The organism is Mycobacterium sp. GA-2829, from assembly GCF_001499965.1.
Taxonomy (GTDB): Bacteria; Actinomycetota; Actinomycetes; order Mycobacteriales; family Mycobacteriaceae; genus Mycobacterium.
Genome location: NZ_LQIT01000023.1, coordinates 140,999 through 166,958 on the forward strand (window position 1 = coordinate 140,999; position 25,960 = coordinate 166,958).

The following is a 25,960-nucleotide window of genomic DNA, read 5'->3' on the forward strand; positions in this document are numbered from 1 at the left end:
ACCCATCGGTAAGTTCATACTGGTGGAATGCAGCCTGACTACGACGTCCTGATCATCGGTTCGGGTTTCGGGGGCAGCGTCACCGCGCTGCGGCTCACCGAGAAGGGGTACCGGGTCGGCGTCCTCGAAGCCGGCCGCCGGTTCGCCGACGAGGACTTCGCCAAGACCTCGTGGGATCTGAAGAACTTCCTGTGGGCGCCGCAGCTGGGCTGCTACGGCATCCAGCGGATCCATCTGCTGCGCGACGTCCTCATCCTCGCCGGCGCGGGCGTGGGTGGCGGATCGCTCAACTACGCCAACACCCTCTACGTACCGCGCGAGCCGTTCTTCAACGACCCGCAGTGGAAGCACATCACCGACTGGAACGACGAACTGCTGCCGCACTACGAGCAGGCGCAGCGCATGCTCGGCGTCGTCACCAACCCGACGTTCACCGACGCCGACCGCGTCGTCAAAGAGGTCGCCGAGGACATGGGCGTGGGGGACACCTTCGTGCCGACGCCGGTCGGGGTGTTCTTCGGCCCCGACGGGCAGAAGACCCCGGGCAAGACCGTGCCCGACCCCTACTTCGGCGGTGTCGGCCCGGCTCGCCGCGGTTGCATCGAGGTCGGCGAGTGCATGACCGGCTGCCGCCACAACGGTAAGAACACCCTGGTCAAGAACTACCTGTACCTCGCCGAGCGGGCGGGTGCCGAAGTACATCCCCTGACGACGGTGACCAGCTTCGAACAGCGCGACGACGGACTGTGGGAGGTCACCACCGTGCGCACCGGGCGCAAGGTGCGGCGTCAGAAGCGGACGTTCACCGCGAACAACGTCGTCCTCGCGGCGGGTACGTTCGGCACCCAGAAGCTGCTGTTCAAGATGCGCGACGCCGGTAAACTGCCGCAGCTGTCCGACCGGCTGGGCATGCTGACCCGCACGAATTCGGAGTCGATCGTCGGCGCCGGTCGCTTCCAGGTCACCGACGACCTCGACCTCACCCACGGGGTGGCGATCACCTCGTCGATCCACCCGACCTCCGACACCCACATCGAACCGGTGCGTTACGGCAAGGGCTCCAACGCGATGGGGCTGCTGCAGACGCTGATGACCGACGGCTCCGGCCCCGAGGGCACCGACGTGCCGCGCTGGAAGCAGCTGTTCGTCAACGCCCGCGAGGATCCGCGCGGCACACTGCGGCTGCTCAACGTGCGCCGCTGGAGCGAGCGGACGCTCATCGCGCTGGTGATGCAGAACCTCGACAACTCGATCACCACGTTCACCAAGCGCACGAAGCTCGGCACCCGCCGGCTGACCAGCAAGCAGGGCCACGGCGAGCCGAATCCGACGTGGATCCCGGTCGGCAACGAGGTGACGCGGCGGATCGCGAAGAAGATCGACGGCGTCGCGGGCGGCACGTGGGGTGAGCTGTTCAACATCCCGCTGACGGCGCACTTCCTCGGCGGCGCCACGATCGGCGACAGCCCCGAACACGGCGTCATCGACCCGTACCACCGCGTGTACAACTACCCGACGCTGTACGTCACCGACGGGGCGGCGATCTCGGCCAACCTGGGCGTCAACCCGTCACTGACCATCAGCGCCCAGGCCGAACGCGCCGCGTCGCTGTGGCCGAACAAGGGCGAAGAGGATCTGCGGCCCGCGCAGGGTGAGGGCTACCGCCGCCTCGACCCGATCGCGCCGAACCAGCCGGTGGTGCCCGCAGGCGCACCCGCCGCGCTGGACTGGAACGCCACCCGCGAAGAGGTCAACCGCCGCGATCCCACCACCGCCGACGCCCAGGGCGCCTGATCAGCCCGACTCGGTGAGGCGGCTGCGCAGCGGTTCCCGTCCCGGCGGCTGTACCGGTGTGGGCAGCAGCGGGGTGCGTGGCCGCACCGGGACGGTCGTCGGCTCGTGGGTGGAGAGCACGATCTCCTCACCCGCGTGCCGGATCGCCAGCCGGCCGTCCGGCCCGTCGCGCAGGGTGTAGACGACGCAGTCGTGCCCGGCTTCGACGGTGACGCGAAAGTCGCGCCAGCGCAAGCGGAATCGCAGCCGGGTCAACGCGTCGGGCAGATGCGGGTTCAACGCCAGCATGCCCTCGTCGTCACGCAGTCCGCCGAACCCGGCGACCAGCGCCGTCCACGCCCCGGCCAGCGACGCCATGTGCAGACCGTCGCGGGTGTTGTGGTGCAGGTTGCGCAAATCGATCATCGCGGCCTCGAACGCGTAGTCGTGGGCGAGGTTGAGGTGCCCGACCTCCGCGCACATCACCGCCTGCGTGCACGCCGACAGTGAGGAGTCCCGGGTGGTGCGACGTTCGTAGTAGTCGACGTTGCGGGCCTTCTGCTCGTCGGTGAACGCGTGGCTCTGCCACTGCATCGCCAGCACCAGATCCGCTTGCTTGACCACCTGGGCCGGATACAACCGCACGTACGGTTCGTTGAGCAGCAGGGGATAGGAGGTGTTCTCGGTGAAGTCCCATTCGGCCAACGTCGTGAAACCCGCGCACTGCGGATGGACGCCGAGTTCCTCGTCGTAGGGGATGTGCGCCGCGGCTGCCGCCTCGCGCCACGCCGCCATCTCCTCGGTGCTGACACCCATCTCGCGGGCGACCTCCGAGCGCCGCTCACAGGCCTCGGCGGCCACCCGGAGGTTGTGGGCGGCCATCAGGTTCGTGAACACGTTGTCGCGCACCACCGCCGTGTACTCGTCGGGGCCGGTGACACCGTCGAGGTGCCAGACGCCGTGGCGGTCGTGGTGGCCGAGGGTCATCCACAGCCGCGCGGTGTCGACCAGCACCGTCAGCCCGCATTCGTCCTCGAGGGAGTGGTCGCCGGTGACGGTGCGGTAGCGGTCGAACGCCATCGCGATGTCGGCGTTGACGTGCCAGCCGGCGGTACCCGCGGGCCAGTACGCCGAGCACTCCTCGCCGCGGATCGTGCGCCACGGGAACGCCGCCCCCTCCAGATCCAGTTGCGCCGCACGCTCTCTGGCCAGCGGCAGCGTGGAGGCCCGCCACCGCAGCGCGTCCGCGGCGGCCGACGGTTTCGTGTAGGTCAGCACGGGCAGCACGAAACCCTCTGTGTCCCAGAAGGCGTGGCCGTCGTAGCCCGTTCCGGTGAGCCCCTTCCCGGGAATGGCGCGCCGTTCGGCGCGGGCGCTGGCCTGCAGCACGTGGAAGAGCCCGAACCGCACCGCCTGCTGCAGATCCGGATCGCCCTCGACCTCGACGTCGGCGCAGTCCCAGAATTCGTCGAGGTACTCGCGCTGCGCGTCGAGCAGGCCCTGCCAGCCGACGTAGCGCGCACCCGTCAGCGCGGCGGCGGCCTGATCTCGCAGTGCCGGGCGGGATCTCAGGCTCGACCACCCGTAGGCCAGGTACTTCACGATGCGCAGGCGCTGGCCGGGGCGCAGCCCGCAGATCACGGTGGTGTGGGCGAGGTCGGCGCCGGCGTCGGTGCTGGTCTCGACGCGCCCGGGCACATCGACCTCGTGATCCATGGCGGCGGCCATCATCAGACCGCTGCCCTTGGTCCGGTGCACCAGCAGCGCGCTGTGGTCGGTCTGCTCGTGGTGCACCGGTTCGAGGGGTTTGCGCAACACCGCCGCCACCCGCGGGTCGCCGGCCTTCTCGGGCTGGTCCTCATTGGCGACCAACTCGGATTGCACGGTGACACGGACGAATTCGTCGAGCGCCTCGACGATGTACTCGATGGCCGCGACGCCGCGCTGCGACAGCGACACCAGCCGGGTCGACTCCACCTTGACCTGCTTGCCCGCCGGTGAGCGCCAGTGTGCGTGCCGTCGCAGCGTGCCCGCCCGCAGGTCGAGTACGCGCTCGTGGGACATGAGTTCCCCGTAGCGGACGTCGAACGGTTCGTCGTCGACGAGCAGCCGGATGATCTTGCCGTTGGTGACGTTGACGACGGTCTGGCCGGCCTCCGGGTAGCCGTAACCGGCTTCGGCGTAGGGCAGCGGCCGGATCTCGAAGAACGAGTTGAGATACGTTCCGGGCATCCCGTGCGGTTCGCCCTCATCGAGGTTGCCGCGTAACCCGATGTGCCCGTTGGACAGTGCGAACAGCGATTCCGACTCGTCGATCAGGTCGAAGTCGAGCCGGGTCTCGCGCACCTGCCACGGTTCGACGGGAAAGACGTCGTAGGGGATCACGCGGTGCCCTCCAGGAGTTCGGCGAGGTCGGTGACGACGACGTCGGCGCCGTGGCGGCGCAACTCCTCGGCCTGCCCGACCCGGTCGACCCCCACCACGCAACCGAAGTGTCCGGCCCGTCCGGCCTCCACCCCGGCGAGGGCGTCTTCGAAGACGGCGGCGTGATCCGGTGCGACACCGAGTAGTTCGGCCGCCCGCAGGAACGAGTCCGGCGCCGGCTTACCGGCGATCTTCTCCTCGCGCATGGTCACGCCGTCGACCCGGTACTGCACGAAGCGCGCCAGCCCGGTGACGTCGAGCACCTCCTCGGTGTTCGCGCTGGAGGAGACCACGGCGACGCCCAGACCTGCCGCGCTGACCTTCTCGAGATACCGCCGCGAACCTTCGAAGACCTCGACGCCGTCGCGGTGCACCGTCTCGTGGAACATCTCGTTCTTGTGGTTGCCGAGCCCGTGCACGGTCTCCGCGTCGGGCGGGTCACCGGGTCCGCCGTCGGGCAGTTCGATGCCGCGGCTGGCCAGGAACGACCGCACCCCGTCCTCGCGGCGCTTGCCGTCGACGTAGCGTTGGTAGTCCGCACCCGCGTCGAATGGGACGAACGGTTCGCCGGTGCGCTGCGCGCGCGTCTGCAGATACGCGTCGAACATGGCCTTCCACGCCCGGGTGTGGACGCTGGCCGTATCGGTGAGCACACCGTCGAGGTCGAACAGACAGGCCGTCATCCGCTCGGGCAGACCCAGCACAGGCGAACCTCGCTTTCAGGGAGGGGTGTCCCCGCTGGGGTAACCGTTGCCGCCTCGACAGTAACGTGATCGCCGGAATCAGGCCCACTAGACTGAGCCGGTGAATTCCCCATCCCCGCGGCCCGTGCTGGTGATCGATTTCGGCGCGCAGTACGCGCAGCTGATCGCGCGCCGGGTCCGCGAAGCCCGGGTCTTCTCCGAGGTCGTCCCGCACACCGCGTCTGTGGAGGAGATCAAGGCCAAGGATCCGCAGGCGATCGTGTTGTCCGGCGGCCCGGCGAGCGTCTACGCCGACGGCGCCCCGCAACTGGACCCCGCACTCTTCGATCTCGACGTGCCGGTGTTCGGCATCTGCTACGGCTTCCAGGCGATGGCCCAGGCGCTCGGCGGTACCGTCGCGCACACCGGCACCAGCGAGTACGGCCGCACTGAACTCAAAGTGGCTGGCGGAGAACTGCATTCGGAGCTCCCCGCGACCCAGCCGGTGTGGATGAGCCACGGTGACGCGGTCACCGAGGCGCCGGCGGGCTTCGAGGTGGTGGCCACCAGTTCGGGCGCCCCGGTCGCGGCGTTCGAGAACCGCGCCCGCCGGCTGGCCGGTGTGCAGTACCACCCCGAGGTGCTGCACTCCCCGCACGGTCAGCAGGTGCTCAGCCGGTTCCTGCACGAGTTCGCCGGTATCGACGCCAAGTGGACGCCCGCCAACATCGCCGATGCGCTCGTCGAGCAGGTGCGCGAGCAGATCGGCGACGGGCGGGCCATCTGCGGGCTGTCCGGAGGCGTGGACTCCGCGGTCGCCGCGGCACTGGTGCAGCGCGCCATCGGCGACCGGTTGACGTGCGTGTTCGTCGACCACGGCCTGCTGCGGGCGGGGGAGCGCGCGCAGGTGCAGCGCGACTTCGTCGCCGCCACCGGCGCCCACCTCGTCACCGTCGACGCGGCCGACCGGTTCCTCGAGGAGCTGTCGGGGGTGACCAATCCCGAGGGCAAGCGCAAGATCATCGGCCGCGAGTTCATCACCGCATTCGACGGTGCGGTGATCGACATCGTCGGTGACAGCGGTGCGCCGGTCGAGTTCCTGGTGCAGGGCACGCTCTACCCCGACGTCGTCGAATCCGGCGGCGGTACGGGCACGGCGAACATCAAGAGCCACCACAACGTGGGCGGTCTGCCCGCCGATCTGAAGTTCAAGCTCGTCGAACCGCTGCGACTGCTGTTCAAGGACGAGGTCCGCGCGGTCGGCCGTGAACTCGGACTGCCTGAGGAAATTGTTGCGCGCCAACCGTTCCCGGGTCCGGGTCTGGGCATCCGCATCGTCGGTGAGGTGACGCGCGAGCGACTGGAGACGTTGCGCCAGGCCGATGCCATTGCACGCGAGGAGTTGACCGCGGCGGGGCTGGACAATCAGATCTGGCAGTGCCCGGTGGTGCTGCTGGCCGATGTCCGGTCGGTCGGGGTGCAGGGCGACGGCCGCACCTACGGTCACCCGATCGTGCTGCGGCCGGTGTCCAGTGAGGACGCGATGACCGCGGACTGGACGCGGGTGCCCTACGAGGTGCTCGAACGGATCTCCACCCGCATCACCAACGAGGTGCGCGAGGTGAACCGGGTGGTGCTCGACGTCACGAGTAAGCCGCCCGGCACCATCGAGTGGGAGTAGTGACGATCTAGCGTCAAGCCCGGTAGGACCACCTGCCGGGCTTGACGCTTGTCGGTGGGCCGGTGTTTACTCGTCGTATCGAACAACAGTTCGAATGACGGGTGTTCCTGGTGATGCTGGAGGTGCGGTTGTGACGTCGGCGACCAACCTCGGCGAACCCCAGCGTACCCGTGCTGAGCAGGTCGAATACCTGCGCAAGCAGATGGCCGCGGTGGCGGGCAAGGTCGGCTCCGGCCGCCGGGGTCCGGCACCGGCCGCGGACCCTGCTCCGGCCTCGGAAAGTTTGCTGCCGCTGCCCGAATCGCTGGCTGAGCAGCTGCCGAGGTCGTTGCCGCGAGGGTCGGTGGCGGTGCTCTCGGGGGCGCGGTCCCTGCCGTTGGGCATGGTCGCGGCCACGACGGCGGCCGGGGGGCACGCCGCCATCGTCGGCCAGCCCGGTGTCGGTCTGCTGGCGGCCGTGGAGATGGGTGCCGACCTCAGCCGGCTGGCCGTCATCCCCGATCCGGGCGGTGACCCGGTGGAGGTCGCGGCGGTCCTCATGGACGGGATGGATCTGGTGGTGCTCGGGCTGGCGGGGCGGTCGGTGCCCGCGGGCCGGGCGCGTGCGGTGACGGCGCGGGCCCGGCAGAAGGGATGCACGCTGCTGGTCACCGACGGGGACTGGCCGGGGGCGGTGGCCCGGTTGGACGCGCGGGTGTGCGGGTTCGAGGTGGCCGGTGCCGGGTCCCGGGAGGCGCCGACGCCGGGGTGCGGGCGGATCAGCCGCGTGCGGCTGGCCATGCGGGCGAGGGGTCGGGGTCACGGTCCCGCCCGTGCGGTCGGTGAGTGAGGTGACTGGGTCTTCTCAGGCGGCCGCCCGCGTGCTGGCGGTCTGGTGCATGGACTGGCCTGCGGTCGCCGCCGCAGCGGCGGCGAACCTGTCGCCGACGGATCCGGTGGCGGTGACGCTGGCCAACCGGGTCATCGCGTGTTCGGCGTCGGCGCGTGCGGCCGGGGTGCGTCGTGGGCTGCGCCGCCGCGAGTCGCAGGCCCGCTGCCCCGAACTCCACGTCGCACCGGCGGACCCGGCCCGCGATGCCCGCCACTTCGAGAACGTCACCGCCGCCGTCGACGATCTGGTGCCGCGTGCGGAGGTGCTGCGGCCGGGTCTGCTCGTGCTGGCGGTCCGCGGCGCGGCCCGGTACTTCGGGTCCGAACAGGCCGCCGCCGAACGGTTGGTCGACGCGGTCGCCGCGGCAGGCGTGGAGTGTCAGGTCGGTATCGCCGATCAACTGCCGACCGCGGTGTTCGCCGCGCGGGCGGGGCGCATCGTGGCGCCCGGTTCGGACGCCGACTTCCTGTCCGCATTGTCGATCCGCCAATTGGCCACCGAACCCAGCCTGGCCGCACCCGGCCGGGAGGAACTCGCGGATCTGTTGTGGCGGATGGGTATTCGCCGAATCGGTCAATTCGCCGCACTGTCCCGCACCGATGTCGCCTCCCGGTTCGGGGCGGACGCCGTCGCCGCGCACCGGTTCGCGCGGGGGGAGCCCTCGCGTGGGCCGTCGGGGCGGGAACCGCCCGCCGAACTCGACGCGGTGATGAACTGCGATCCGCCGATCGACCGGGTGGACGCCGCCGCGTTCGCCGGCCGGTCGCTGGCCGGCGAACTGCACCGCAGCCTCGAATCGGCGGGGGTCGGCTGCACCCGGCTGGCGATCCATGCCGTCACCGAGGACGGTAAGGAGCTCGAGCGGGTCTGGCGGTGCGCCGAACCGCTGACCGAGGACGCCACCGCCGACCGGGTGCGGTGGCAGCTCGACGGATGGCTGAACCGGCGCAACCCGAACGACCGGCCCACCGCGCCGATCACCGTGCTGCGGCTGCGTCCGGTCGAGGTCATCTCGGCCGAGGCGTTGCAGTTGCCGCTGTGGGGTGGCGTCGGTGAGGAGGACCGGCTGCGGGCGCGGCGGGCGTTGGTGCGGGTGCAGGGTCTGCTGGGGCCGGAGGCGGTGCAGGTCCCGGTGCTCAGCGGTGGGCGCGGCCCGGCCGAACGGATCACCTTCACCGCGTTCGGGGACGAGCCGGTGCCGCAGGCCGACCCCCGGCAGCCGTGGCCCGGTCAGCTGCCCGAACCGTCGCCTGCGGTACTGCTCGACGATCCGGTGGAGGTGCTCGACGCCGACGGCAACCCGGTGCGGGTGACCCACCGCGGACTGTTCTCCGGCCCGCCGGCACGCCTCGACGGCGGCGGGTATCGCGGGGATCTGGCCTGGTGGGCGGGGCCGTGGGCGGTCGACGAGCGGTGGTGGGATCCCGACCGGGCCAAGGGGCGCACCGCCAGGGCGCAGGTGTTGGTCGACGGCAGCAGGGGGCGGGCGGCATTGCTGCTGTGTTATCGGCAACGGCGGTGGTACGTGGAGGGCGCCTATGAGTAGGCCGGCGTAGCTCTCACCGACTTTTAATTGTGCACAATTGAATTGCGCGCTACTGTTTCCGTATGGCCATGCTTCGCCTCGATCAGCACCTGTGTTTCGCGCTGTACTCGGCGACGCGTGCCATGACGGCGGCGTATCGGCCGGTGTTGACGGAGCTGAACCTCACCTACCCGCAGTACCTGGCCCTGCTGGTGCTGTGGGAGGACGGGCCGGTGACGGTCGGGCGGCTCGGGGAGCGGTTGCATCTGGATTCGGGCACCCTCTCGCCGCTGCTGAAACGGCTCGAGGCCAACGGATACGTCAACCGGCGCCGGTCGCGGACCGACGAACGTCAGGTCGAGGTGGTCCTCACCGACGCCGGGCAGGCGCTCGAGGAACGCGCGCAGTGCATCCCCGAGCAGTTGTTCTCCGCCACCGGGCTGTCCGCCGACGAGGCCGAACAGTTACGCGTCGCCGTCCGCCGACTGAGCGATGTGCTCATGAACACCCCCGATGATCCCTGGAAGGACCCGACATGAAGGCTCTCTACACCGCAGAAGCGCTCGCCACCGGCGAAGGCCGCGACGGCCACGGCCGCAGCTCCGACGGCCGCCTGGACTTCGACCTGGCGATCCCGAAGGAGATGGGCGGCAGCGGTGACGGCACCAACCCCGAGCAGCTGTTCGCGGTCGGCTATGCCGCCTGCTTCCACTCCGCGCTGCGCCTGGTGGCCCGCCAGGAGAAGGTCGACGTCACCGATTCGACCGTGGGAGCGCGGGTTTCGATCGGTCAGCTCGACAACGGCGGCTTCGGCCTCGCGGTCGAACTCGAAGTGGCGCTGCCGGGCGTCGACGAGAAGACCGCCCGCGAGATCGCCGACAAGGCCCACCAGGTGTGCCCGTACTCCAACGCCACCCGCGGCAACATCGACGTCACGGTGAACGTCACCGACGACTGACGTCCGCCAGGCCGCGGGCGAACGGACCGACCCGCTCGATGAACCGCTCGAAGAACGCGCCCGCGTCGACGCCGATGCCGACCAGCGCGTTCGGCGGGCGGCCCCAGCGGCCGTTCCAGTCCGCGATCGTCATCCCGCGGGTCAGCCTGCCGACCAGCTCCACATCCACCGTCGTGGACCGGCACTGCACCAGATCGGGGTCGAGGGCGACCGCCGCGGCGAGCGGATCGTGCAGGTGCGCGAGGTAACCCTCGCCCTGGTCGAAGTGGAATTCGAAGTAGAACCGCAGCGCGTCCTCGAGCACCCGGATCAACGGGTTGGCGGCCGCCGACCGGGTGCCACGGGCGTCGAGCACGCTCATCCCTGCCGTCGGTGACCCGGCGGCGACCGCCAGCCGGGACAGCAGCGCCGGGGTGAGCGCGATGTGCTCGGTGAGGTTGAGCCCCAGCACGATCGGCGGTGCCAACCCCGCCGCGCTCCACCCGGTGAACACCTCGGCGGCGGCCTCCGGGTCGACGCTGACGTTCCACTCCGCCACCGCGGTCGTGTTGCCGCGGTAGTCGAACGCCCCGCCCATGATCACCAACCGCCGCAGCAGGGTCGGCAGCGCCGGTTCGGCCCGTAGCGCCAGCGCGAGATTGGTCAGCGGTCCGACCGCGACCCCGACCAGCTGACCGGGGTGCGCCCGTGCGGCCCGCACCCACGCCTCGGCGGCGTCGTACTCGGTCAGTGTCATCTCACTCGGTGGCAGCTGCGCATACCCCAGGCCCTCGGGCCCGTGGGTGTCCTCGGCCGTGCGCAGGCTCGAGGCGACCGGGCCGTCCGCGCCGCGGGACACGGGAATGCTTCGCGCACCGCACAATTCGAGCAGTCCGATGTTGTTGCGGCAGACGTGGTCGACACCGATGTTGCCCGCGGTGGAGGCGATCCCGACCAGGTCGGCATCGGGGCTGGCGAGCAGATACACCAGCGCCATCGCATCGTCGACGCCGGTGTCCACATCGGCGAAAACCGGTATCCGCGCAGCGGACTCGCTGTCCTGGGTGTGCACGGGCGAAGGATACGCCCGTGCGGGTCAGTCCCTCGGGGCGCGGGCGACGGTCTTGACGTGGCTCAGCGCGCTCACCTGGCGCGGGGTGAGGCCGGTCAGCCCGAAGTCCGCGGCCGCCAGCGCCGTCGTCGCCGCCTCCACCAGCGCGCGTCCCTCCTCGGTGATGCTCACCAGCGTTGCGCGGCGGTCGCCCGGATGGGCCTCGCGCAGCACCAGATCGCGTTGTGCGAGGCGCTCGGTGGCGATGCTGACCGTGGTCCCGTGCACCAACAGCGCCCGCGCCACCTCGCTGAGCAGACAGGTCCCGCCGCCGGCCGACTGCAACTGTTTGAGGATCTCGAAGTCGATCAACCGCAGCCGGAACTCCTCTTTGAGCTCCTGGTCCACAGCTGCGCTCATCGAGCGGCAGAGCAACAGCACCGAGCGCATCGCCTGCCAGCCCGCGGGTTCGGCCATGGCCTATCCGGTATCCAGAAATCGGCGGTTCAACCGCGAAAGATAGTGTCCCGTTCACCGCTGAGAAGGGAGTGACCCATGCCGATCGACCCCGATGCCATCGGCCGGAAATCCGAGCCGGTGCTCTACGAGTGGACCGATCGCGAAACCCTGCTCTACGCGCTCGGTGTCGGAGCGGGCGTCGACGACCTCGCGTTCACCACCGAGAACAGTCACGACATCGACCAGCAGGTGCTGCCCACCTACGCCGTCATCGCCTCGCCGGCGTGGGGCGCCGTCGGCGCCGTCGGCTCATTCAACTTCAGCATGCTGCTGCACGGGTCCCAGCAGATCCGGCTGTACTCGCCGCTCAAACCGGCGGGCCGGCTCAGCGTCGTCTCCGAGGTCGCCGACATCCAGGACAAGGGTGAGGGCCGCAACGCCATCCTCGTGTTCAAGGGCACCGGCACCGATCCCGACACCGGTGAGGTGGTCGCCGAGACGGTGTCCACCGCGGTCATCCGCGGCGAGGGCGGATTCGGCGGGCAGCCCGGCACGCGGCCGCAGGCGCCCGAGATCCCCGACCGCGAACCGGATGCGCGCATCGCCCTGCCCACCCGGGAGGACCAGGCGCTGCTCTACCGGCTCTCCGGCGACCGCAACCCGCTGCACAGCGATCCCTGGTTCGCCCGCGAACTGGCCGGCTTCCCGCGACCGATCCTGCACGGCCTGTGCACCTACGGGGTCGCCGGACGCGCGCTGGTCGCCGCGCTCGGTGATGGCGACGCCACCCGCATCACCGCGATCGGCGCCCGCTTCACCTCGCCGGTGTTCCCCGGCGAGACGTTGACCACCTCGGTCTGGCGCACCGGTGAGAGGGACGCGGTGTTCCGGACCGAGGCCGCCGCACCCGACGGATCCGGCGCCCGGCTCGTGCTCGAGGACGGAACCGCGCAGTATCGGCCGTGAATTCCGTCAAGCGCCGGTGAAAACCGGGTCTGATTGACAGGATTGGAACCCGCGGCGTTCGCCGGACGTGCGAGATGGGCGGTGGTTCGGTCATGAGGTTGGTCGTCGGTTATCTCGCCACCCCCGGTGGCGCGGATGCGCTCGCGCTCGGGGTGCGCCTGGCGCGCACCCTCGATGCGGACCTGGACGTGTGCCTGGTGCTGCCGTCCGACCGGATGCTGCCCGCGATGGTGCCGACCGGCGAGCGCGACGATCTGTTGACCGGTCAGGCGAAGCAATGGCTGGGCGAGGCGCTGGAGACGGTGCCGCCTGATGTGCGTGTCCGCAGCCACGTGCTGTTCACCGAATCGGCCGCCGACGGGCTGATCAACGAGGCGGGCCGGCTCGGCGCCGACGCGATCGTGGTGGGCGGATCGGGTGGCGGGCTGGCGGCGAGCTATTCGCTGGGTTCGGTGGTCAACCAGCTGCTGCACTCGGCGCCGATGCCGGTGGCGGTCGCGCCGCGCGGGCTGCGCGAATCCCCGGTCGACCGGGTCCGCGAGGTGACGTGCGCGCTGGGCCGCCGTGAGGGGGCCGACCTGCTGCTCGAACACGCGGTCCGGTTCAGCTCCGCGGCGGGCACCCCGCTGCGGCTGGTGTCCCTGGTGGCGCTCGACCCGACGTTCGGCGTGCTGCGCGGGGACAACGACGCGGTGCTCAACCGGGCGCTCGAACATGCCGCCCAGACCCTGGAAGCCGCGAAAAGCAGTCTGCCGGAAGGGTTCCCCGTGACCTCGACGGTCGTCGACGGACGCGGGGTCGAGGACGCGGTCGGCAAACTCGACTGGCGCGACGGCGACCTCATCATGGTCGGCTCGAGCCGGCTGAGCGCACCGCGACGGTTGTTCCTCGGCTCGACGGCGGCCAAGATGCTGCGCGTACTGCACGTCCCGATGGTCGTCGTGCCGCGCGATCAGATCACGCCCGAGGATCTGCCCTAGCGGAGACCGTGCTGGCCGGCCACGTGCAGCAGCGCCAGCGGATCCACCGTGTCCCACACCGAGGCGTAGAACTGCTCCTTGAGTAGGCGCGCCTGCGGCTCCATGTTGGCCAGGTCGGCGATCTGGTCGTAGCCGTAGTACAGCAGCGACACCGGTCCGGTGGTCAGGAGCAGTTCGTTGATGATGACCTGGGCGCCCGACCGGTTGCCCTGTGCGGCCTCGAACAGCGCCGGGACGATCTTGTAGGCGGGGACGACGGTGTTGACGAACGGCACGATCTGGCTGCCGCGGTAGATCGCCTCGACGCCCTCGCGGACGTAGGGCCGGAACTCCGGGCCGACGGCGCCCATGAGCAGGTTGCGCAGGCCGAGCACCGCGTCGGGTACGCCGTCGGGGTCCGGATCGGTCGGCCGGAACGGGTCGGAGACCCTCGGCGTGGCGGTGGCGGCCGCGGCCACCGGGGCGGGCTCGTCGGCGGGCTCGTCCTGGGCTCCGGTGAGCCGCTCGGTCTCCGGCTCGGCGTCGTCGATCGGGCGCGGGGTGAACACGCTGCGCAGTTTCTCGACCTGTTCGGCCTCGAACCGCTCGGCGGAGTGGCGCAGTTTCTTGGTCAGCGACGGTTTCTCGGCCGGCTCGTCATCGGCAGGCTCGTCGTCGGCAGGCTCGTCCTCGGGGGCCTCATCGTCGGCGGGCTCGTCGGAGGCCGTGTCCTCAGAGGCTCTTTCATCGGAGGCCGTCTCATCGGGGGCCTTGGTCTCGGCGTTGCCCGCCGACGGCTTCTCCGAGTCGGCATGGGTCGCACTCGACGTCGACTCCGTCTCCGCATACGCGGTGCCCGTACTCGCTACCGCGACTGCGGCACCCACTCCGACCGCCACAGCCAGTCTGCCGACGTAGCCGATGTATCTGTTCGACGCCATCCCCCGAATCCCTTCCCTAGGCAAAGACACTGTAGAGGTCGTCGGGGGGGTTCGGCAGCATCGCGAGAGTTCATCGAACGCACGTTCGATACACTGTGGAGGTGGGTTTCTCCAACGGGCCGACATGGCCGGAGATCGAGCGGGTACTCAACGGCAAGCCCCGCCGCGCCGGTGAGTCCCTGCGCGAACCGCCCGGCGACGGTGGCGACAGCCCCGCCTGGTCGCGCAAACGCGGCGCCTACCAGGCCCCCGAGCTCCCACGCTCCGGTGGCGGCGTGCCGTACGCCGAACTGCACGCCCATTCGGCCTACAGCTTCCTCGACGGCGCCAGCACCCCGGAGGAACTCGTCGAGGAGGCCGCGCGCCTGCAGTTGCGGGCCGTCGCGCTGACCGACCACGACGGGCTCTACGGCGTCGTCCGCTTCGCCGAGGCGGCCCGGGAACTCGACATGCGGACAGTGTTCGGCGCCGAACTGTCGCTCGGCAACGTCGCGCGCACCGAGGAACCCGATCCGCCGGGTCCGCACCTGCTGGTGCTGGCCCGCGGTCCGGAGGGGTACCGCAGGTTGTCGCGGGAGATCGCCCGCGCACACCTGGCCGGAGGGGAGAAGGGCAAACCCCGCTACGACTACGACACCCTCACCGAGGCCGCGGGCGGACACTGGCACATCCTCACCGGGTGTCGCAAAGGGCATGTCCGGCAAGCATTTTCGGAGGGCGGACCGGAGGCGGCCGAAGCCGCGCTCGCCGATCTGGTCGACCGGTTCGGCCGCGACCGGGTCAGCGTCGAACTGACGCACCACGGCCACCCCCTCGACGACGAGCGCAACGCCGCCCTGGCCGCACTGGCGCCGCGGTTCGGCCTGCCCGTCGTGGCCACCACCGCAGCACATTTCGCCGAACCGTCCCGCGGTCGGCTGGCGATGGCGATGGGTGCGATCCGGGCCCGGCACTCGCTCGACGAGGCCGCCGGCTACCTCGCCCCGCTCGGTGGGTCCCATCTGCGGTCGGGGGAGGAGATGGCCCGGCTGTTCGCGCACTGCCCGCAGGCGGTCACCGCCGCCGCCGAACTGGGGGAGCAGTGCGCGTTCGGGCTGGCGCTGATCGCCCCTCAGCTACCCCCGTTCGACGTGCCCGCCGGTCACAACGAGGACAGCTGGCTGCGGCATCTGGTGATGCTCGGCGCCCGGAACCGCTACGGTCCGCCGGAGCGGGCGCCGCAGGCCTACGCACAGATCGAACACGAACTGCGGGTGATCGAGAAGCTCGAGTTCCCGGGCTACTTTCTCGTCGTGCACGACATCACCCGGTTCTGCAAGGAGAACGGCATCCTCGCCCAGGGCCGTGGGTCGGCGGCCAACTCCGCGGTCTGCTACGCGCTCGGGGTGACCAACGTCGACCCCGTCGCCAATGAGTTGCTCTTCGAACGCTTCCTGTCGCCGGCCCGCGACGGACCGCCCGACATCGACATCGACATCGAATCGGATCTGCGCGAACAGGCGATCCAGTACGTCTACGAACGCTACGGCCGCGACTACGCCGCCCAGGTCGCCAACGTCATCACCTATCGCGGGCGCAGCGCCATCCGGGACATGGCCCGCGCGCTCGGCTTCTCCCAGGGGCAGCAGGACGCCTGGAGCAAACAGCTCAGCAAGTGGAACGGCCTGGCCGACTCCCCCGACGTCGACGGCATCCCCGAACCCGTGGTGGACCTCGCGCTGCAGATCTCGAATCTGCCGCGCCACATGGGGATTCATTCCGGCGGCATGGTGATCTGCGACCGGCCGATCGCCGACGTGTGCCCGGTCGAGTGGGCGCGTATGGAGAACCGCAGTGTGCTGCAGTGGGACAAGGACGACTGCGCGGCCATCGGTCTGGTGAAGTTCGACATGCTCGGACTCGGCATGCTCTCGGCATTGCACTACTGCATCGACCTGGTCCGTGAACACAAGGGCCTCGACGTCGACCTGGCCAAACTCGACCTGTCCGAACCCGCCGTCTACGAGATGCTGCAGAAGGCCGATTCGGTCGGCGTGTTCCAGGTGGAGTCCCGTGCGCAGATGGCCACGCTGCCGCGGCTGAAACCGCGCATTTTCTACGACCTGGTGGTCGAGGTCGCGCTGATCCGGCCCGGCCCCATCCAGGGCGGGTCGGTGCACCCGTACATCAAGCGGCGCAACGGGGAAGAGCCCGTCACCTACGACCACCCGTCGATGGAGAACGCGCTGCGCAAGACGCTCGGCGTGCCTCTGTTCCAGGAGCAGTTGATGCAACTGGCCGTCGACTGCGCCGGATTCACCGCCGCCGAGGCCGATCAACTGCGCCGCGCGATGGGCTCCAAACGGTCGACGGAGAAGATGCGCAGGCTGCGCGGCCGGTTCTACGACGGGATGCGGCAGCGGCACGGCATCACCGGCGAGGTGGCTGACCGGATCTACGACAAGCTGGAGGCGTTCGCGAATTTTGGCTTCCCCGAGAGTCATTCGCTCAGTTTCGCCTCGCTGGTGTTCTACTCCTCGTGGTTCAAACTGCACCATCCGGCGGCGTTCTGCGCGGCGCTGCTGCGCGCGCAGCCGATGGGTTTCTACTCGCCGCAGTCCCTGGTGGCCGACGCGCGCCGCCACGGTGTCACCGTGCACGGCCCCGACGTCAACGCCAGCCTCGCCTACGCCACGCTCGAGAACGCGGGCACCGAGGTGCGGCTCGGGCTCGGCGCGGTCCGCCACATCGGGGACGACCTCGCCGAGAGGATCGTCGAGGAGCGGGAGGCCAACGGGCCCTTCGCCGATCTGCTGGATCTGACCGGCCGTGTGCAGCTGTCGGTGCCGCAGACCGAGGCGCTGGCCACCGCGGGGGCGCTGGGTTGTTTCGGCGTCACCCGTCGGGAGGGGCTGTGGGCGGCGGGGGCGGCCGCCGCGGAACGCCCCGACCGGCTGCCCGGGGTCGGCTCGGCCGGCCAGATCCCGTCGTTGCCCGGGATGAGCAAGCTCGAACTGGCCGCCGCCGACGTGTGGGCCACCGGGGTGTCCCCGGACAGTTATCCCACGCAGTTCCTGCGCGAGCGCCTCGACGCGATGGGTGTCGTCCCCGCCAGCCGGCTGCTCGAGGTACCCGACGGCACCCGGATCCTGGTGGCCGGGGCGGTGACCCATCGGCAGCGGCCGGCCACCGCGCAGGGTGTGACGTTCCTCAACCTCGAAGACGAGACCGGGATGGTCAACGTGATCTGCTCACCGCAGCTGTGGTCGCGGCAGCGCCGGTTGGCGCAGACCGCGCCCGCCATGGTGATCCGCGGCATCGTGCAGAACGCGACCGGTGCGGTCACCGTCGTGGCCGACCGGTTGGACAAGCTCGACATGCGGGTCGCCTCGAAGTCGCGGGACTTCCGCTGATCCGGTGCCCGCGCCGGCGTGGGTAGCCTCGAACCATGACTTTGAACCTGTCTGTCGACGAACTGCTGACCACCACCCGTTCGGTGCGCAAGCGCCTGGATCTGGAGAAGCCGGTCCCGCGTGAGGTCGTCATGGAATGCCTCGAACTCGCGTTGCAGGCCCCGACGGGTTCCAATGCCCAAGGCTGGCAATGGGTTTTCGTCACCGACCCGGACAAGAAGAAGGCGCTCGCCGACATCTACCGCGTCAACGCGAACGCCTACCTCGATCTGCCCAAGCCGAAGTACGACGACGTGCGCGGTGAGCGCATGGAGTTCGTCGGCGACTCCGCGCGCTACCTCAGCGACCACTTCCACGAGGTGCCGGTGATGATGATCCCGTGCCTGGAAGGCAGGCCCGACGGTGCGCCCGCCGGAATGTCGGCGTCGTTCTGGGGTTCGCTGCTGCCCGCGGCGTGGAGTTTCATGCTGGCGCTGCGTTCGCGCGGCCTCGGGTCGGCGTGGACGACGCTGCACCTGCTCAACGACGGCGAGAAGCAGGCCGCCGAGCTGCTCGGCATCCCGTTCGACAAGTACAGCCAGGCCGGGCTGTTCCCGATCGCCTACACCAAGGGCACCGACTTCAGGAAGGCCAAGCGGCTGCCCGCCGAGCAGGTGTCGCACTGGGAAAGCTGGTGAGCCGGGCCGACGACCCCGCGGCCACCGTGATACCGGCCGGCCAGGGCCGGGCATTCCGCCTGCGACGCGGCGACGGCTTCCGCCTGATCGACGTCGAGGGCGGCCAGGTCGGCGACCTGTTCGCGTTCGCGGCCGCCGATCCGGACGAGCACCTGTCCGCGTCGCATACGCGCACGTCGACCGGCAGGCTGTTCCCGCGCATCGGCGAGCGGTTCGAGACCAATAGGCGCAGGCCGATCCTGACGCTGACCGCCGATACCTCCCCGGGAGCGCACGACATGCTCATCGCCGCCTGTGACCCGGCGCGCTACGAAGCACTCGGGGCCGCCGGGCACGCCTCGTGCGCGGACAACCTACGGACCGCGCTGGCCGACCTGCAGTTGACCACGGGCGTCGTGCCACAACCGGTCAACGTCTTCATGGACATTCCCGTCGGTACCGACGGCGACCTCCGCTGGCTGCCCGCTCGGAGCAGGGCGGGGGACGCGGTGACCTTCGAGGCGGTCATGGACTGCGTGGTCGTCGTATCGGCCTGTCCGATGGACCTCAACCCCATCAACGGCGGGCAGCCGACCTCGCTGGCCGTCGAACTCACCTGACGATCCCCGTTGACTCTGCGTCCTGGGCGCCGTCCACTCGCACGTTTGCGCCGTCAGCGCAGAGTCAACGGGGTAAGGGGGCGGCTCCGGGGTACCCGTGCTGGCGCCACGCCTCGTACACCGCCACCGCCGCGGCGTTCGACAGGTTCAGTGACCGCCGGCCGGCCAACATCGGGATCCGCACCTGCGCGGTGACGTTCGGATCGGCCAGCGTCTCGGAGTCCAGCCCCGTCGGTTCGGGCCCGAACATCAGCACGTCACCCGGCCGGTAGGCGACCTCGGCGAACGACGCCGTCGCATGCGCGGTGAACGCGTAGACCGATGCGGGCAGGATCGCCCTCCACGCGGCAGGCAGATCGTCGTGCACGGTGACCGAGGCGAGGTCGTGGTAGTCCAGGCCGGCGCGGCGCAGCTTCGGTTCGGACATGTCGAACCCCAGCGGCCGCACCAGGTGCAGCTCGCAGCCGGTGCCCGCCACCATGCGGATGGCGTTGCCGGTGTTGGGCGCGATGCGCGGCGAGTAGAACAGCACCTTGAACACACCGGGATAATGCCAGCATGGTCGAAACCAGCCTCTGGATGCAGAAGGTCAACGCCGACCCGGGACATTCGCAGTGGTACATCGAGCGGTTCCGGGCCCTGGCGCGCGCCGGTGAAGACCTGGTCGGCGAGGCCCGCCTCATCGACGCCATGGCACCGCGCGGCGCCCGCATCCTCGACGCCGGCTGCGGGCCGGGCCGGGTGGGCGGCTACCTCGCCGCCGCGGGGCACGACGTCGTCGGCGTCGACGTCGACCCGGCGCTGATCGAGGCGGCCGAACACGACCACCCCGGGCCGCGCTGGCTCGTCGGCGACCTCGCCGAACTCGACCTGCCCGCCCGCGGCCTCGCCGAACCGTTCGATCTGATCGTCTCCGCGGGCAACGTCATGGCCTTCCTCGCGCCCAGCACCCGCGCCGAGGTGCTGCGCCGGCTGCGGGCCCACCTCAAGCCCGACGGACGCGCGGTCATCGGTTTCGGCGCCGGACGCGACTACGAATTCGGCGACTTCCTCGACGACGCAACCCGTGCCGGCTTCGCCCCCGATCTGCTGTTGTCCACCTGGGATCTGCGGCCGTTCACCGACGGTTCGGACTTCCTCGTCGCGATCCTGCGGCCCGCCTAGCTGGGCTTTGCTCGATCAGCGCACGACTGCGCATCGGTCTGATCACGAACTCTGCCTGTTCAGTGAGAATTGTGGAAACCCCAGCTCACGGCTGTCATACTCGTCGAATTGCCAGGCGTACCAGGCGCGATCCCGCGCCCGCAAACAGGTGCGAACAGCAGGAAACCTCCATGAATGACGCTTCAGTACTGACATGCGGATACGGGGCCGGTCGCGCGGCCCGGCGCCGGTGACCGCGCCGACCAAACGACCGTCGCGCTGGTCTCCGGCGAACTGGCCGGTCCGGTGGAAAGTGCTCGCGATCGTGCTGGTGCCACTGGTGCTGGCCGGAACCTTCGGCGGCCTTCACATCTCGGGCAATCTGGACCGCGCGAGCGACCTCCGGCTGGCTGCCGAACGTGCCGAGCTGATCCCGGACATCAACGGCTACATGGCCGCCCTGGAGAACGCGGTCGTCGCCGCGACCGAGGGGCAGGACACCCAGTCCGCGCTGGCCGCCTACGACACCGACAAGGCCGCGCTGCGGCAGACACTGGACAACACCGACGTCATCCCCGACGTCCGGCTCGCGGTCACCACGCTGCTCGACTACGGCCAGGATCTGGTCAACAAGGTCATGGCCAACACCATCGATCTGCGCCAGCGTGTCATCACCTATGCGCCGTTGCTGTTGACCGCCGAGACCGCGATCACCGGCTCCGCGCGCGGTGACGATCCGGACGTGCAGATGCGCGCCGAGGCCCTGTCCCGGGCGATCGGCGCACGCGGTCAGATGGCGCTGCAGCACATGCTGGTCACCCGCGGCGGCGACCTGCCCGAACCCGAACTCCGCACCGCGATGAACACGGTGGCCGGTACCGAACCGTCGACGGTCAACGGGATGGCCGAACTGCTCGGCGGGGCGTCCCCGCAGGCCAACACCCTGCGTACCGAGATGTTCACGCGCATGTCGATGATGAGCGATCCCGCGGTGCCGCTGCCCGGCAATCCCGAGCTGCTGCGCTCCCAGGCCGTCACCGCCGACATCGCCGAGCAGCTGATCGACGAGACCACCGAGGCCATCCCGGCCGCGGTGACCAGCGCCGCCGACGCCGAACGGTCCGCCGCGATCCGCGACGCCGTGCTGGTGCTGCTGGCGTTCGTCGCCGCGCTCGTGCTGGTGCTGCTGGTCGCTCGCTCGCTGGTGCGACCGCTGCGCCGGCTGCGCGACAGCGCCCTCAAAGTCGCCCACGAAGATCTGCCCGACGAACTCGACCGCGTCCGCGGCGGCGAGGACCCCGGCCCGGTCACCCCGATCCCGGTGCACACCACCGAGGAGGTCGGGCAGGTCGCCCACGCCGTCGACGAACTGCACGAACAGGCGGTGTTCCTCGCCGGTGAGCAGGCCCGGCTGCAGCTGCAGATCAGCGACATGTTCGAGACGCTGTCGCGGCGCAGCCGGTCGCTGGTCGACCAGCAGCTGGCGCTGATCGACCGGCTGGAGCGCGACGAGGACGATCCCGAGCGGTTGCAGAGCCTGTTCCGTCTCGACCACCTCGCCGCCCGGATGCGCCGCAACGGCGCCAACCTGCTGGTGCTGTCCGGGGCGGCGATCCCGCGCGATCAGGCCGACCCGGTGCCGGTCGCGACGCTGATCAACGCCGCCGCCTCCGAGGTGGAGGACTACGCGCGGGTGGTGACGGCCGCGGTCCCCGACAGCCGCATCGTCGGCTCCGCGGCGGGCGATCTGGTGCACCTGCTCGCCGAACTGCTCGACAACGCGCTGCGGTACTCCCCGCCGACCACCCAGGTGCGGGTGTCGGCCGTGCACACCGGCAACGGCGGCCTGGTCATCGAGGTCGGCGACACCGGGCTCGGGATGGCCGAGGCGGATCTGCGGATCACCAACGCCCGTCTGCAGTCCGGCGGTGAGGTCACCCCGTACACCGCCCGACACATGGGTCTGTTCGTGGTGGGCCGGCTGGCCGCGCAGCACGGGTTCGTCGTCCGGCTGCGCAGCACCGTCGTCGACGAGCCCAGCTCCGGGACCACCGCCGGGGTGTACGTGCCCGCGGAACTGCTCGCCCACGCCGAGACCCCGCAGCGGACGTACGCGCCGCCCACGCCCGTCGTCACCCCGCCGCGCGAACCCGAACCGGTCGCGCTCACCGAACCCACCGGCCCCGCCGAGCTCGGCGCCGGGTTGCCGCAACGCGTTCGCGGGGCCAGCGGCATCACCGGCACCGCGGACGCACAGACCGATCCGCGCATGCCGGTCAGCACACCGTCGGACACGTCGGCGTTCTTCGCCCCGCGCGACACCCCGCCACGCACACCTGAACCCGCGCCCGCGGCCGCCGACGACGCGATCTACCAGTCGATGCTGTCGGAGTGGCTGGTCGACCCGACCGAGCTGGGCAGAAGCGCCGACCTGGACTGGAAGTCGGTGTGGGATCACGGGTGGTCGGCGGCCGCCGCGGCGGACGAGGCCCCGGTGCGGGAACGGACCGACGAGGGCCTGCCCGTCCGCGATCCGGGCGCGCGCCTGGTGCCCGGCAGCGGCGGCCGGCGTAATGGCGGCGCGCATCACCGCAGCGACGACGAGGATGAGCCGGTAGCATCGGCGGCTGGGTCCGACGCACCTCCGCGCCGCGATCCCGAGGCCATCCGGGCCAGCATGAGCAGCCACTTCGGTGGGGTGCACGCGGCCCGCGCCCAGTCCCGAGAAGCCAGAGGAACCGATCCCGAATGACCCGCTCTTCGCAACGCGAATCGCTCGACTGGCTGGTCTCCCGGTTCGCCCGCGAAGTGTCGGGTGTCACCCATGCGGTGTTGGTGTCCGCCGACGGTCTGTTGATGGCCGCCAGCGAACACATGCCGGTGGAACGGGCCGACCAGCTTGCCGCCGTCGCCTCCGGTCTGGCGAGCCTGGCCACCGGCGCGGCCCAGCTGTTCGAGGGCGGCCACGTGCTGCAATCCGTCGTCGAGATGGAGAACGGGTATCTGCTGCTGATGCGCGTCGGCGACGGATCCAATCTGGCGACGCTGGCCAGCCGGTCCTGCGACATCGGGCAGATCGGTTACGAGATGGCGATCCTGGTCGAGCGTGTGGGCAACGTCGTGCAGGCCCAGCGCCGCGCCCCGCAGCACTCGTGAGCATGCCGTGGACGACCCGTACGGCGCCGCAGAACCCAGCCTGGTCCGGCCCTACACGCTGACCGCCGGTCGGACCGAAGCCCGGGTCTACCTGCCGCTGGAAGCCCGGATCGAGACGCTCACCGCGGTGCGGCCGCCGCGCTGGCCGGCCGGTGATGTGCGGGGCGAGATCCTGGCGCTGTGCGGTGCGCGCCCCTCTGTGGCGGAAATCGCGGCACGTTTGTCGGTCCCGCTCGGCGTGGCGCGCGTGCTTGTGGGGGACCTGGTGACGCAGGGTTGTCTACGGGTGCACGCCACCCTCGACGATTCGGCGGACATCGACGAACGTCGCGAACTCATAGGAAGGACGCTGCGTGGCCTACGAGCACTCTGACAGGCGTCGGCCGAGCGCGACGAAGATCGTCGTCTCCGGCGGCTTCGGCGCAGGCAAGACGACGTTCGTGGGCGCCGTGTCGGAGATCATGCCGCTGCGCACCGAAGCGCTGGTGACCAACGCCTCGACGGGGGTCGACGCGCTGTCGGGCACGCCGGACAAGCGCACCACCACCGTGGCGATGGACTTCGGGCGGATCACGCTGGCCGACGATCTGGTGCTGTACCTGTTCGGCACACCGGGTCAGCGCCGGTTCTGGTTCATGTGGGACGACCTGGTGCGCGGGGCGATCGGCGCGATCATCCTCGTCGACGTGCGTCGCCTGCAGGACAGTTTCGCCGCGGTCGACTTCTTCGAGGCCCGAAAGCTGCCGTTCCTCGTGGCGGTCAACGAGTTCGACGGTGCGCCACGGCATCCCACCCAGGCCGTGCGCAAGGCCCTGGCGCTGCCCGACCACATCCCGGTGATCACCGTCGACGCGCGCAGTCGTGAATCCGCCAAGGCCGCGCTGATCGCGATCACCGAGTACTCGCTGCACAGCCTGTCGGCGCTCCCGGGCTGACGTGGCCGAGTGGAGCGATGAGGAGTTCGTCGGCCGCGACTTCCGCGACGAGGATCTGAGCCGGCTGCGCACCGAACGCGTGGTGTTCGACGACTGCGACTTCAGCGGGGTCGACATGTCGGAGTCCGAGCACGTCGGCTCGGCGTTCCGGAACTGCACCTTCCGGCGGGCAACGTTGTGGCACAGCACCTTTCGTCACTGCAGCATGCTGGGGTCGGTGTTCACGGAGACCCGGCTGCGGCCGGTGACACTGGTCGAGGTCGACCTGACGCTCGCGGTGCTCGGCGGGTGCGATCTGCGGCGCGTCGAACTGTCCGACTGCCGGTTGCGTGAGGCCAACCTGGTCGGCGCCGATCTCCGCGAGGCGGTGCTGCGGCGCGCCGATCTGCAGGGCGCGCGCATCCAGGACGCCCGACTCGAGAAGGCCGATCTGCGGGGTGCGCGCATCGATCCGACGCTGTGGACCACCGCCAAGGTGCGCGGCGCGCGGATCGACATCGACCAGGCGCTGGCCTATGCCGCCGCGCACGGACTCGACGTGCACGGCGGCTGAGGATCACCGGCGTCCGCCCCCACCACGCCGCCCGCCACCCGGAAGGTTGTTGTCGGGCCTTGCGCCTGGATTACCGGGGCGGCCGACGTCGAAATCGGGGGCGTCGACGTCGAGAAGAATGTCGACGCCCCAGTCGTCGCAGTAATAGTCGTACTCGCACGGGTAGGGGTAGTACGTACCCGTGGTGCCGCCCGCGCCCCCGCCGGTGTTCGAGCCGCGAACGTCACCCTGCGCGCACACGGTCACTCCGTTGGCGTTCGTGCAATCCGCCGCCGCCGGTGGGGTAGATGTCAGCGCGGCCAGTGGGAGGAGGGTGCCGGCGGACGCTGCGGCCAGCCAGCGCTGCGACGAGCGCATGTTCGGCGATCAGTTTGCGTCGCAACGATTACGGAAATCGACCATCGGCTGCCGGATGCCTTGGAGGTCCGTCTTCACCTGAGGGTTCGCGGTGGCGTATTCGGCGACGCGCACCCGCACCTCTTCCTTCGGTAGCCCCTTGAGGCTCGTGAAGAACGCGTTGACGTCCGGATGGGTGAACAGATAGGCCGATGTGGCCGCGGTGACGCCGGAGGAGACCCCCGACAGATCCGCTGCCGTGCAGTTCGGTGGCGGTGGGGGAGGCGGGGGTTGTGCCGCAGCGGTGGCGCCACCCCCAACGAGCGCTGCGCACATCGCGGCACCGACGGCGATCGAACCGCCGAAGGCGCGGAGTGTCCTTGTCATGTCACTCCTTTCATAGGGGCCGGGTCTCATCGCCCGCCTCCGATTCCGCCGCCACCACCGGGGCGGTTGCCCGGGCGGCCGGGCCGGCCGAAGTCCGGTCTGTCGGGCCGGTCGCCGGAGTCGGGCGGCCGGACGTTGTCGTTGTCGTTGTCGTAGTCGAAGACCACCGAGACCCCGTCATTGCAGAGGTAGTCGTCCTCACACGGGTACGGGTACCACAGCTCCTGTTCGACGGGACCGGTGTCAGCGGTGCGGATCACGTTCTGACACATCGTGATTCCGTCGGTCTCGGTGCAGTCGGCGGAGGCGGACGGGGGTCCCGCCACAAGACTTGCCGACAGGATGGTCACCACCCCGGCACCAGTAGCCGCACAGCGTCGCAGAATTCGCATGGCCGGTCCTCTCCATTGAAGACGCCCTACTGTCGGCAGCTTACGTCCGCGTGGATTCGATGGCGGCGAATCTTGCGGTCCGGAACGCCACTACTTGCGTCCGCAACGGTCCCTGGTCAT

General features: G+C 70.1%; 26 protein-coding genes. 17 read left to right on the forward strand and 9 right to left on the reverse strand.

The window, feature by feature from the left end; translation table 11 throughout:
* Positions 1–27: 27 nt before the first annotated feature.
* Complete coding sequence (locus AU194_RS15570) at positions 28–1,794, forward strand: GMC oxidoreductase (RefSeq protein ID WP_059090143.1); 1,767 nt, start codon at positions 28–30, stop codon at positions 1,792–1,794.
* Here AU194_RS15570 and AU194_RS15575 read toward each other — a convergent pair whose 3' ends face one another.
* Both AU194_RS15575 and AU194_RS15580 read right to left on the reverse strand, forming a co-directional pair.
* A complete protein-coding gene (locus AU194_RS15575) occupies positions 1,795–4,158 on the reverse strand; it encodes a glycoside hydrolase family 65 protein (RefSeq protein ID WP_059090144.1) in 2,364 nt (787 codons plus the stop codon). It lies immediately after the preceding gene.
* Positions 4,155–4,880: a beta-phosphoglucomutase family hydrolase gene (locus AU194_RS15580; protein ID WP_157576122.1), complete on the reverse strand. Its 726-nt coding sequence runs from the start codon at positions 4,878–4,880 to the stop codon at positions 4,155–4,157. The genes AU194_RS15575 and AU194_RS15580 overlap by 4 nt, the downstream gene beginning before the upstream one ends.
* Positions 4,881–5,001: 121 nt before the next feature.
* On the opposite strand from AU194_RS15580, the gene guaA reads away from it, so the two are divergent.
* From guaA to AU194_RS15605, 5 genes are all read left to right on the forward strand, one after another.
* Positions 5,002–6,561, forward strand: a complete 1,560-nt coding sequence (gene guaA / locus AU194_RS15585) for a glutamine-hydrolyzing GMP synthase (RefSeq protein ID WP_059090146.1) — start codon at positions 5,002–5,004, stop codon at positions 6,559–6,561.
* Between the two features lie 130 nt (positions 6,562–6,691).
* The gene (locus AU194_RS15590; protein WP_059090147.1) at positions 6,692–7,390 is read left to right on the forward strand and encodes a hypothetical protein; all 699 of its coding nucleotides are present in this window, start codon (positions 6,692–6,694) and stop codon (positions 7,388–7,390) included.
* Positions 7,391–7,439: 49 nt separating this feature from the next.
* Positions 7,440–8,978 (forward strand): DNA polymerase Y family protein, encoded by a 1,539-nt coding sequence (locus AU194_RS15595; protein WP_059090234.1) that lies wholly within the window; start codon positions 7,440–7,442, stop codon positions 8,976–8,978.
* A 62-nt stretch (positions 8,979–9,040) separates the two neighbouring features.
* Entirely contained in the window at positions 9,041–9,496 is a 456-nt protein-coding gene (locus AU194_RS15600; protein ID WP_059090148.1) for a MarR family winged helix-turn-helix transcriptional regulator, read from the forward strand.
* Complete coding sequence (locus tag AU194_RS15605) at positions 9,493–9,915, forward strand: organic hydroperoxide resistance protein (RefSeq protein WP_059090149.1); 423 nt, start codon at positions 9,493–9,495, stop codon at positions 9,913–9,915. The genes AU194_RS15600 and AU194_RS15605 overlap by 4 nt, the downstream gene beginning before the upstream one ends.
* On the opposite strand, the gene AU194_RS15610 is transcribed toward AU194_RS15605, so the two are convergent.
* Positions 9,902–10,966, reverse strand: a complete 1,065-nt coding sequence (locus tag AU194_RS15610; protein WP_255374835.1) for a nucleoside hydrolase — start codon at positions 10,964–10,966, stop codon at positions 9,902–9,904. The two genes, AU194_RS15605 and AU194_RS15610, sit on opposite strands and share 14 nt — an antisense overlap.
* Before the next feature lie 24 nt (positions 10,967–10,990).
* The gene (locus AU194_RS15615) at positions 10,991–11,422 is read right to left on the reverse strand and encodes a MarR family winged helix-turn-helix transcriptional regulator (RefSeq protein WP_059090150.1); all 432 of its coding nucleotides are present in this window, start codon (positions 11,420–11,422) and stop codon (positions 10,991–10,993) included.
* Positions 11,423–11,500: 78 nt separating this feature from the next.
* On the opposite strand from AU194_RS15615, the gene AU194_RS15620 reads away from it, so the two are divergent.
* Together AU194_RS15620 and AU194_RS15625 are read left to right on the forward strand one after the other, a co-directional pair.
* Entirely contained in the window at positions 11,501–12,370 is an 870-nt protein-coding gene (locus tag AU194_RS15620; RefSeq protein WP_059090151.1) for a MaoC family dehydratase, read from the forward strand.
* A gap of 92 nt (positions 12,371–12,462) precedes the next feature.
* A complete protein-coding gene (locus AU194_RS15625) occupies positions 12,463–13,350 on the forward strand; it encodes a universal stress protein (protein ID WP_059090236.1) in 888 nt (295 codons plus the stop codon).
* Here the strand turns inward: AU194_RS15625 and AU194_RS15630 are convergent.
* Entirely contained in the window at positions 13,347–14,270 is a 924-nt protein-coding gene (locus tag AU194_RS15630) for a hypothetical protein (RefSeq protein ID WP_231743394.1), read from the reverse strand. The genes AU194_RS15625 and AU194_RS15630 overlap by 4 nt on opposite strands.
* Positions 14,271–14,371: 101 nt before the next feature.
* Here AU194_RS15630 and AU194_RS15635 point away from each other — a divergent pair, with 101 nt between their 5' ends.
* The 3 genes from AU194_RS15635 to AU194_RS15645 are packed head-to-tail and all read left to right on the forward strand — an operon-like array spanning position 14,372 to position 18,938.
* Positions 14,372–17,662, forward strand: a complete 3,291-nt coding sequence (locus AU194_RS15635; protein WP_059090237.1) for an error-prone DNA polymerase — start codon at positions 14,372–14,374, stop codon at positions 17,660–17,662.
* A 35-nt stretch (positions 17,663–17,697) separates the two neighbouring features.
* On the forward strand, positions 17,698–18,339 hold the full coding sequence (locus tag AU194_RS15640; protein WP_059090153.1) for a nitroreductase family protein: 642 nt from the start codon (positions 17,698–17,700) through the stop codon (positions 18,337–18,339).
* Positions 18,336–18,938: a DUF1989 domain-containing protein gene (locus AU194_RS15645; protein WP_231743395.1), complete on the forward strand. Its 603-nt coding sequence runs from the start codon at positions 18,336–18,338 to the stop codon at positions 18,936–18,938. The genes AU194_RS15640 and AU194_RS15645 overlap by 4 nt, the downstream gene beginning before the upstream one ends.
* 64 nt (positions 18,939–19,002) lie before the next feature.
* Here AU194_RS15645 and AU194_RS15650 read toward each other — a convergent pair whose 3' ends face one another.
* The gene (locus AU194_RS15650; protein ID WP_059090154.1) at positions 19,003–19,479 is read right to left on the reverse strand and encodes a tRNA (cytidine(34)-2'-O)-methyltransferase; all 477 of its coding nucleotides are present in this window, start codon (positions 19,477–19,479) and stop codon (positions 19,003–19,005) included.
* Positions 19,480–19,496: 17 nt separating this feature from the next.
* Here AU194_RS15650 and AU194_RS15655 point away from each other — a divergent pair, with 17 nt between their 5' ends.
* From AU194_RS15655 to AU194_RS15680, 6 genes are all read left to right on the forward strand, one after another.
* A complete protein-coding gene (locus AU194_RS15655) occupies positions 19,497–20,102 on the forward strand; it encodes a bifunctional 2-polyprenyl-6-hydroxyphenol methylase/3-demethylubiquinol 3-O-methyltransferase UbiG (protein WP_059090155.1) in 606 nt (201 codons plus the stop codon).
* A gap of 193 nt (positions 20,103–20,295) precedes the next feature.
* Positions 20,296–22,833: an ATP-binding protein gene (locus AU194_RS15660; RefSeq protein WP_059090156.1), complete on the forward strand. Its 2,538-nt coding sequence runs from the start codon at positions 20,296–20,298 to the stop codon at positions 22,831–22,833.
* Positions 22,830–23,237 (forward strand): roadblock/LC7 domain-containing protein, encoded by a 408-nt coding sequence (locus AU194_RS15665; protein WP_059090157.1) that lies wholly within the window; start codon positions 22,830–22,832, stop codon positions 23,235–23,237. The genes AU194_RS15660 and AU194_RS15665 overlap by 4 nt, the downstream gene beginning before the upstream one ends.
* Before the next feature lie 7 nt (positions 23,238–23,244).
* Positions 23,245–23,610, forward strand: coding sequence for a DUF742 domain-containing protein (locus tag AU194_RS15670; protein WP_059090158.1), 366 nt, complete (start codon positions 23,245–23,247; stop codon positions 23,608–23,610).
* Positions 23,591–24,172 (forward strand): ATP/GTP-binding protein, encoded by a 582-nt coding sequence (locus AU194_RS15675; RefSeq protein WP_059090159.1) that lies wholly within the window; start codon positions 23,591–23,593, stop codon positions 24,170–24,172. The genes AU194_RS15670 and AU194_RS15675 overlap by 20 nt, the downstream gene beginning before the upstream one ends.
* A gap of 1 nt (position 24,173) precedes the next feature.
* Positions 24,174–24,725 (forward strand): pentapeptide repeat-containing protein, encoded by a 552-nt coding sequence (locus tag AU194_RS15680; protein WP_059090160.1) that lies wholly within the window; start codon positions 24,174–24,176, stop codon positions 24,723–24,725.
* A 3-nt stretch (positions 24,726–24,728) separates the two neighbouring features.
* Here the strand turns inward: AU194_RS15680 and AU194_RS15685 are convergent, their stop codons facing one another.
* From AU194_RS15685 to AU194_RS15695, 3 genes are read right to left on the reverse strand one after another with little or no spacing between them, the layout of a single operon-like run.
* A complete protein-coding gene (locus AU194_RS15685; protein ID WP_059090161.1) occupies positions 24,729–25,082 on the reverse strand; it encodes a hypothetical protein in 354 nt (117 codons plus the stop codon).
* Between the two features lie 9 nt (positions 25,083–25,091).
* On the reverse strand, positions 25,092–25,448 hold the full coding sequence (locus AU194_RS15690; protein WP_059090162.1) for a heme-binding protein: 357 nt from the start codon (positions 25,446–25,448) through the stop codon (positions 25,092–25,094).
* 26 nt (positions 25,449–25,474) lie between these two features.
* On the reverse strand, positions 25,475–25,840 hold the full coding sequence (locus AU194_RS15695) for a hypothetical protein (RefSeq protein ID WP_059090163.1): 366 nt from the start codon (positions 25,838–25,840) through the stop codon (positions 25,475–25,477).
* Positions 25,841–25,960 lie beyond the last annotated feature (120 nt).

What these genes read in the sequence shown, in the direction of transcription:
- AU194_RS15695 (WP_059090163.1), bottom strand. Translation starts at nt 25,840, where the DNA reads ATGCGAATTCTGCGACGCTGTGCGGCTACTGGTGCCGGGGTGGTGACC.
- AU194_RS15690 (WP_059090162.1), bottom strand. Translation starts at nt 25,448, where the DNA reads ATGACAAGGACACTCCGCGCCTTCGGCGGTTCGATCGCCGTCGGTGCC.
- AU194_RS15655 (WP_059090155.1), top strand. Translation starts at nt 19,497, where the DNA reads ATGGTCGAAACCAGCCTCTGGATGCAGAAGGTCAACGCCGACCCGGGA.
- AU194_RS15660 (WP_059090156.1), top strand. Translation starts at nt 20,296, where the DNA reads ATGCGGATACGGGGCCGGTCGCGCGGCCCGGCGCCGGTGACCGCGCCG.
- AU194_RS15620 (WP_059090151.1), top strand. Translation starts at nt 11,501, where the DNA reads ATGCCGATCGACCCCGATGCCATCGGCCGGAAATCCGAGCCGGTGCTC.
- AU194_RS15595 (WP_059090234.1), top strand. Translation starts at nt 7,440, where the DNA reads ATGGACTGGCCTGCGGTCGCCGCCGCAGCGGCGGCGAACCTGTCGCCG.
- AU194_RS15685 (WP_059090161.1), bottom strand. Translation starts at nt 25,082, where the DNA reads ATGCGCTCGTCGCAGCGCTGGCTGGCCGCAGCGTCCGCCGGCACCCTC.
- AU194_RS15630 (WP_231743394.1), bottom strand. Translation starts at nt 14,270, where the DNA reads ATGGCGTCGAACAGATACATCGGCTACGTCGGCAGACTGGCTGTGGCG.
- AU194_RS15615 (WP_059090150.1), bottom strand. Translation starts at nt 11,422, where the DNA reads ATGGCCGAACCCGCGGGCTGGCAGGCGATGCGCTCGGTGCTGTTGCTC.
- AU194_RS15640 (WP_059090153.1), top strand. Translation starts at nt 17,698, where the DNA reads ATGACTTTGAACCTGTCTGTCGACGAACTGCTGACCACCACCCGTTCG.
- AU194_RS15580 (WP_157576122.1), bottom strand. Translation starts at nt 4,880, where the DNA reads ATGACGGCCTGTCTGTTCGACCTCGACGGTGTGCTCACCGATACGGCC.
- AU194_RS15665 (WP_059090157.1), top strand. Translation starts at nt 22,830, where the DNA reads ATGACCCGCTCTTCGCAACGCGAATCGCTCGACTGGCTGGTCTCCCGG.
- AU194_RS15600 (WP_059090148.1), top strand. Translation starts at nt 9,041, where the DNA reads ATGGCCATGCTTCGCCTCGATCAGCACCTGTGTTTCGCGCTGTACTCG.
- AU194_RS15570 (WP_059090143.1), top strand. Translation starts at nt 28, where the DNA reads ATGCAGCCTGACTACGACGTCCTGATCATCGGTTCGGGTTTCGGGGGC.
- AU194_RS15605 (WP_059090149.1), top strand. Translation starts at nt 9,493, where the DNA reads ATGAAGGCTCTCTACACCGCAGAAGCGCTCGCCACCGGCGAAGGCCGC.
- AU194_RS15625 (WP_059090236.1), top strand. Translation starts at nt 12,463, where the DNA reads ATGAGGTTGGTCGTCGGTTATCTCGCCACCCCCGGTGGCGCGGATGCG.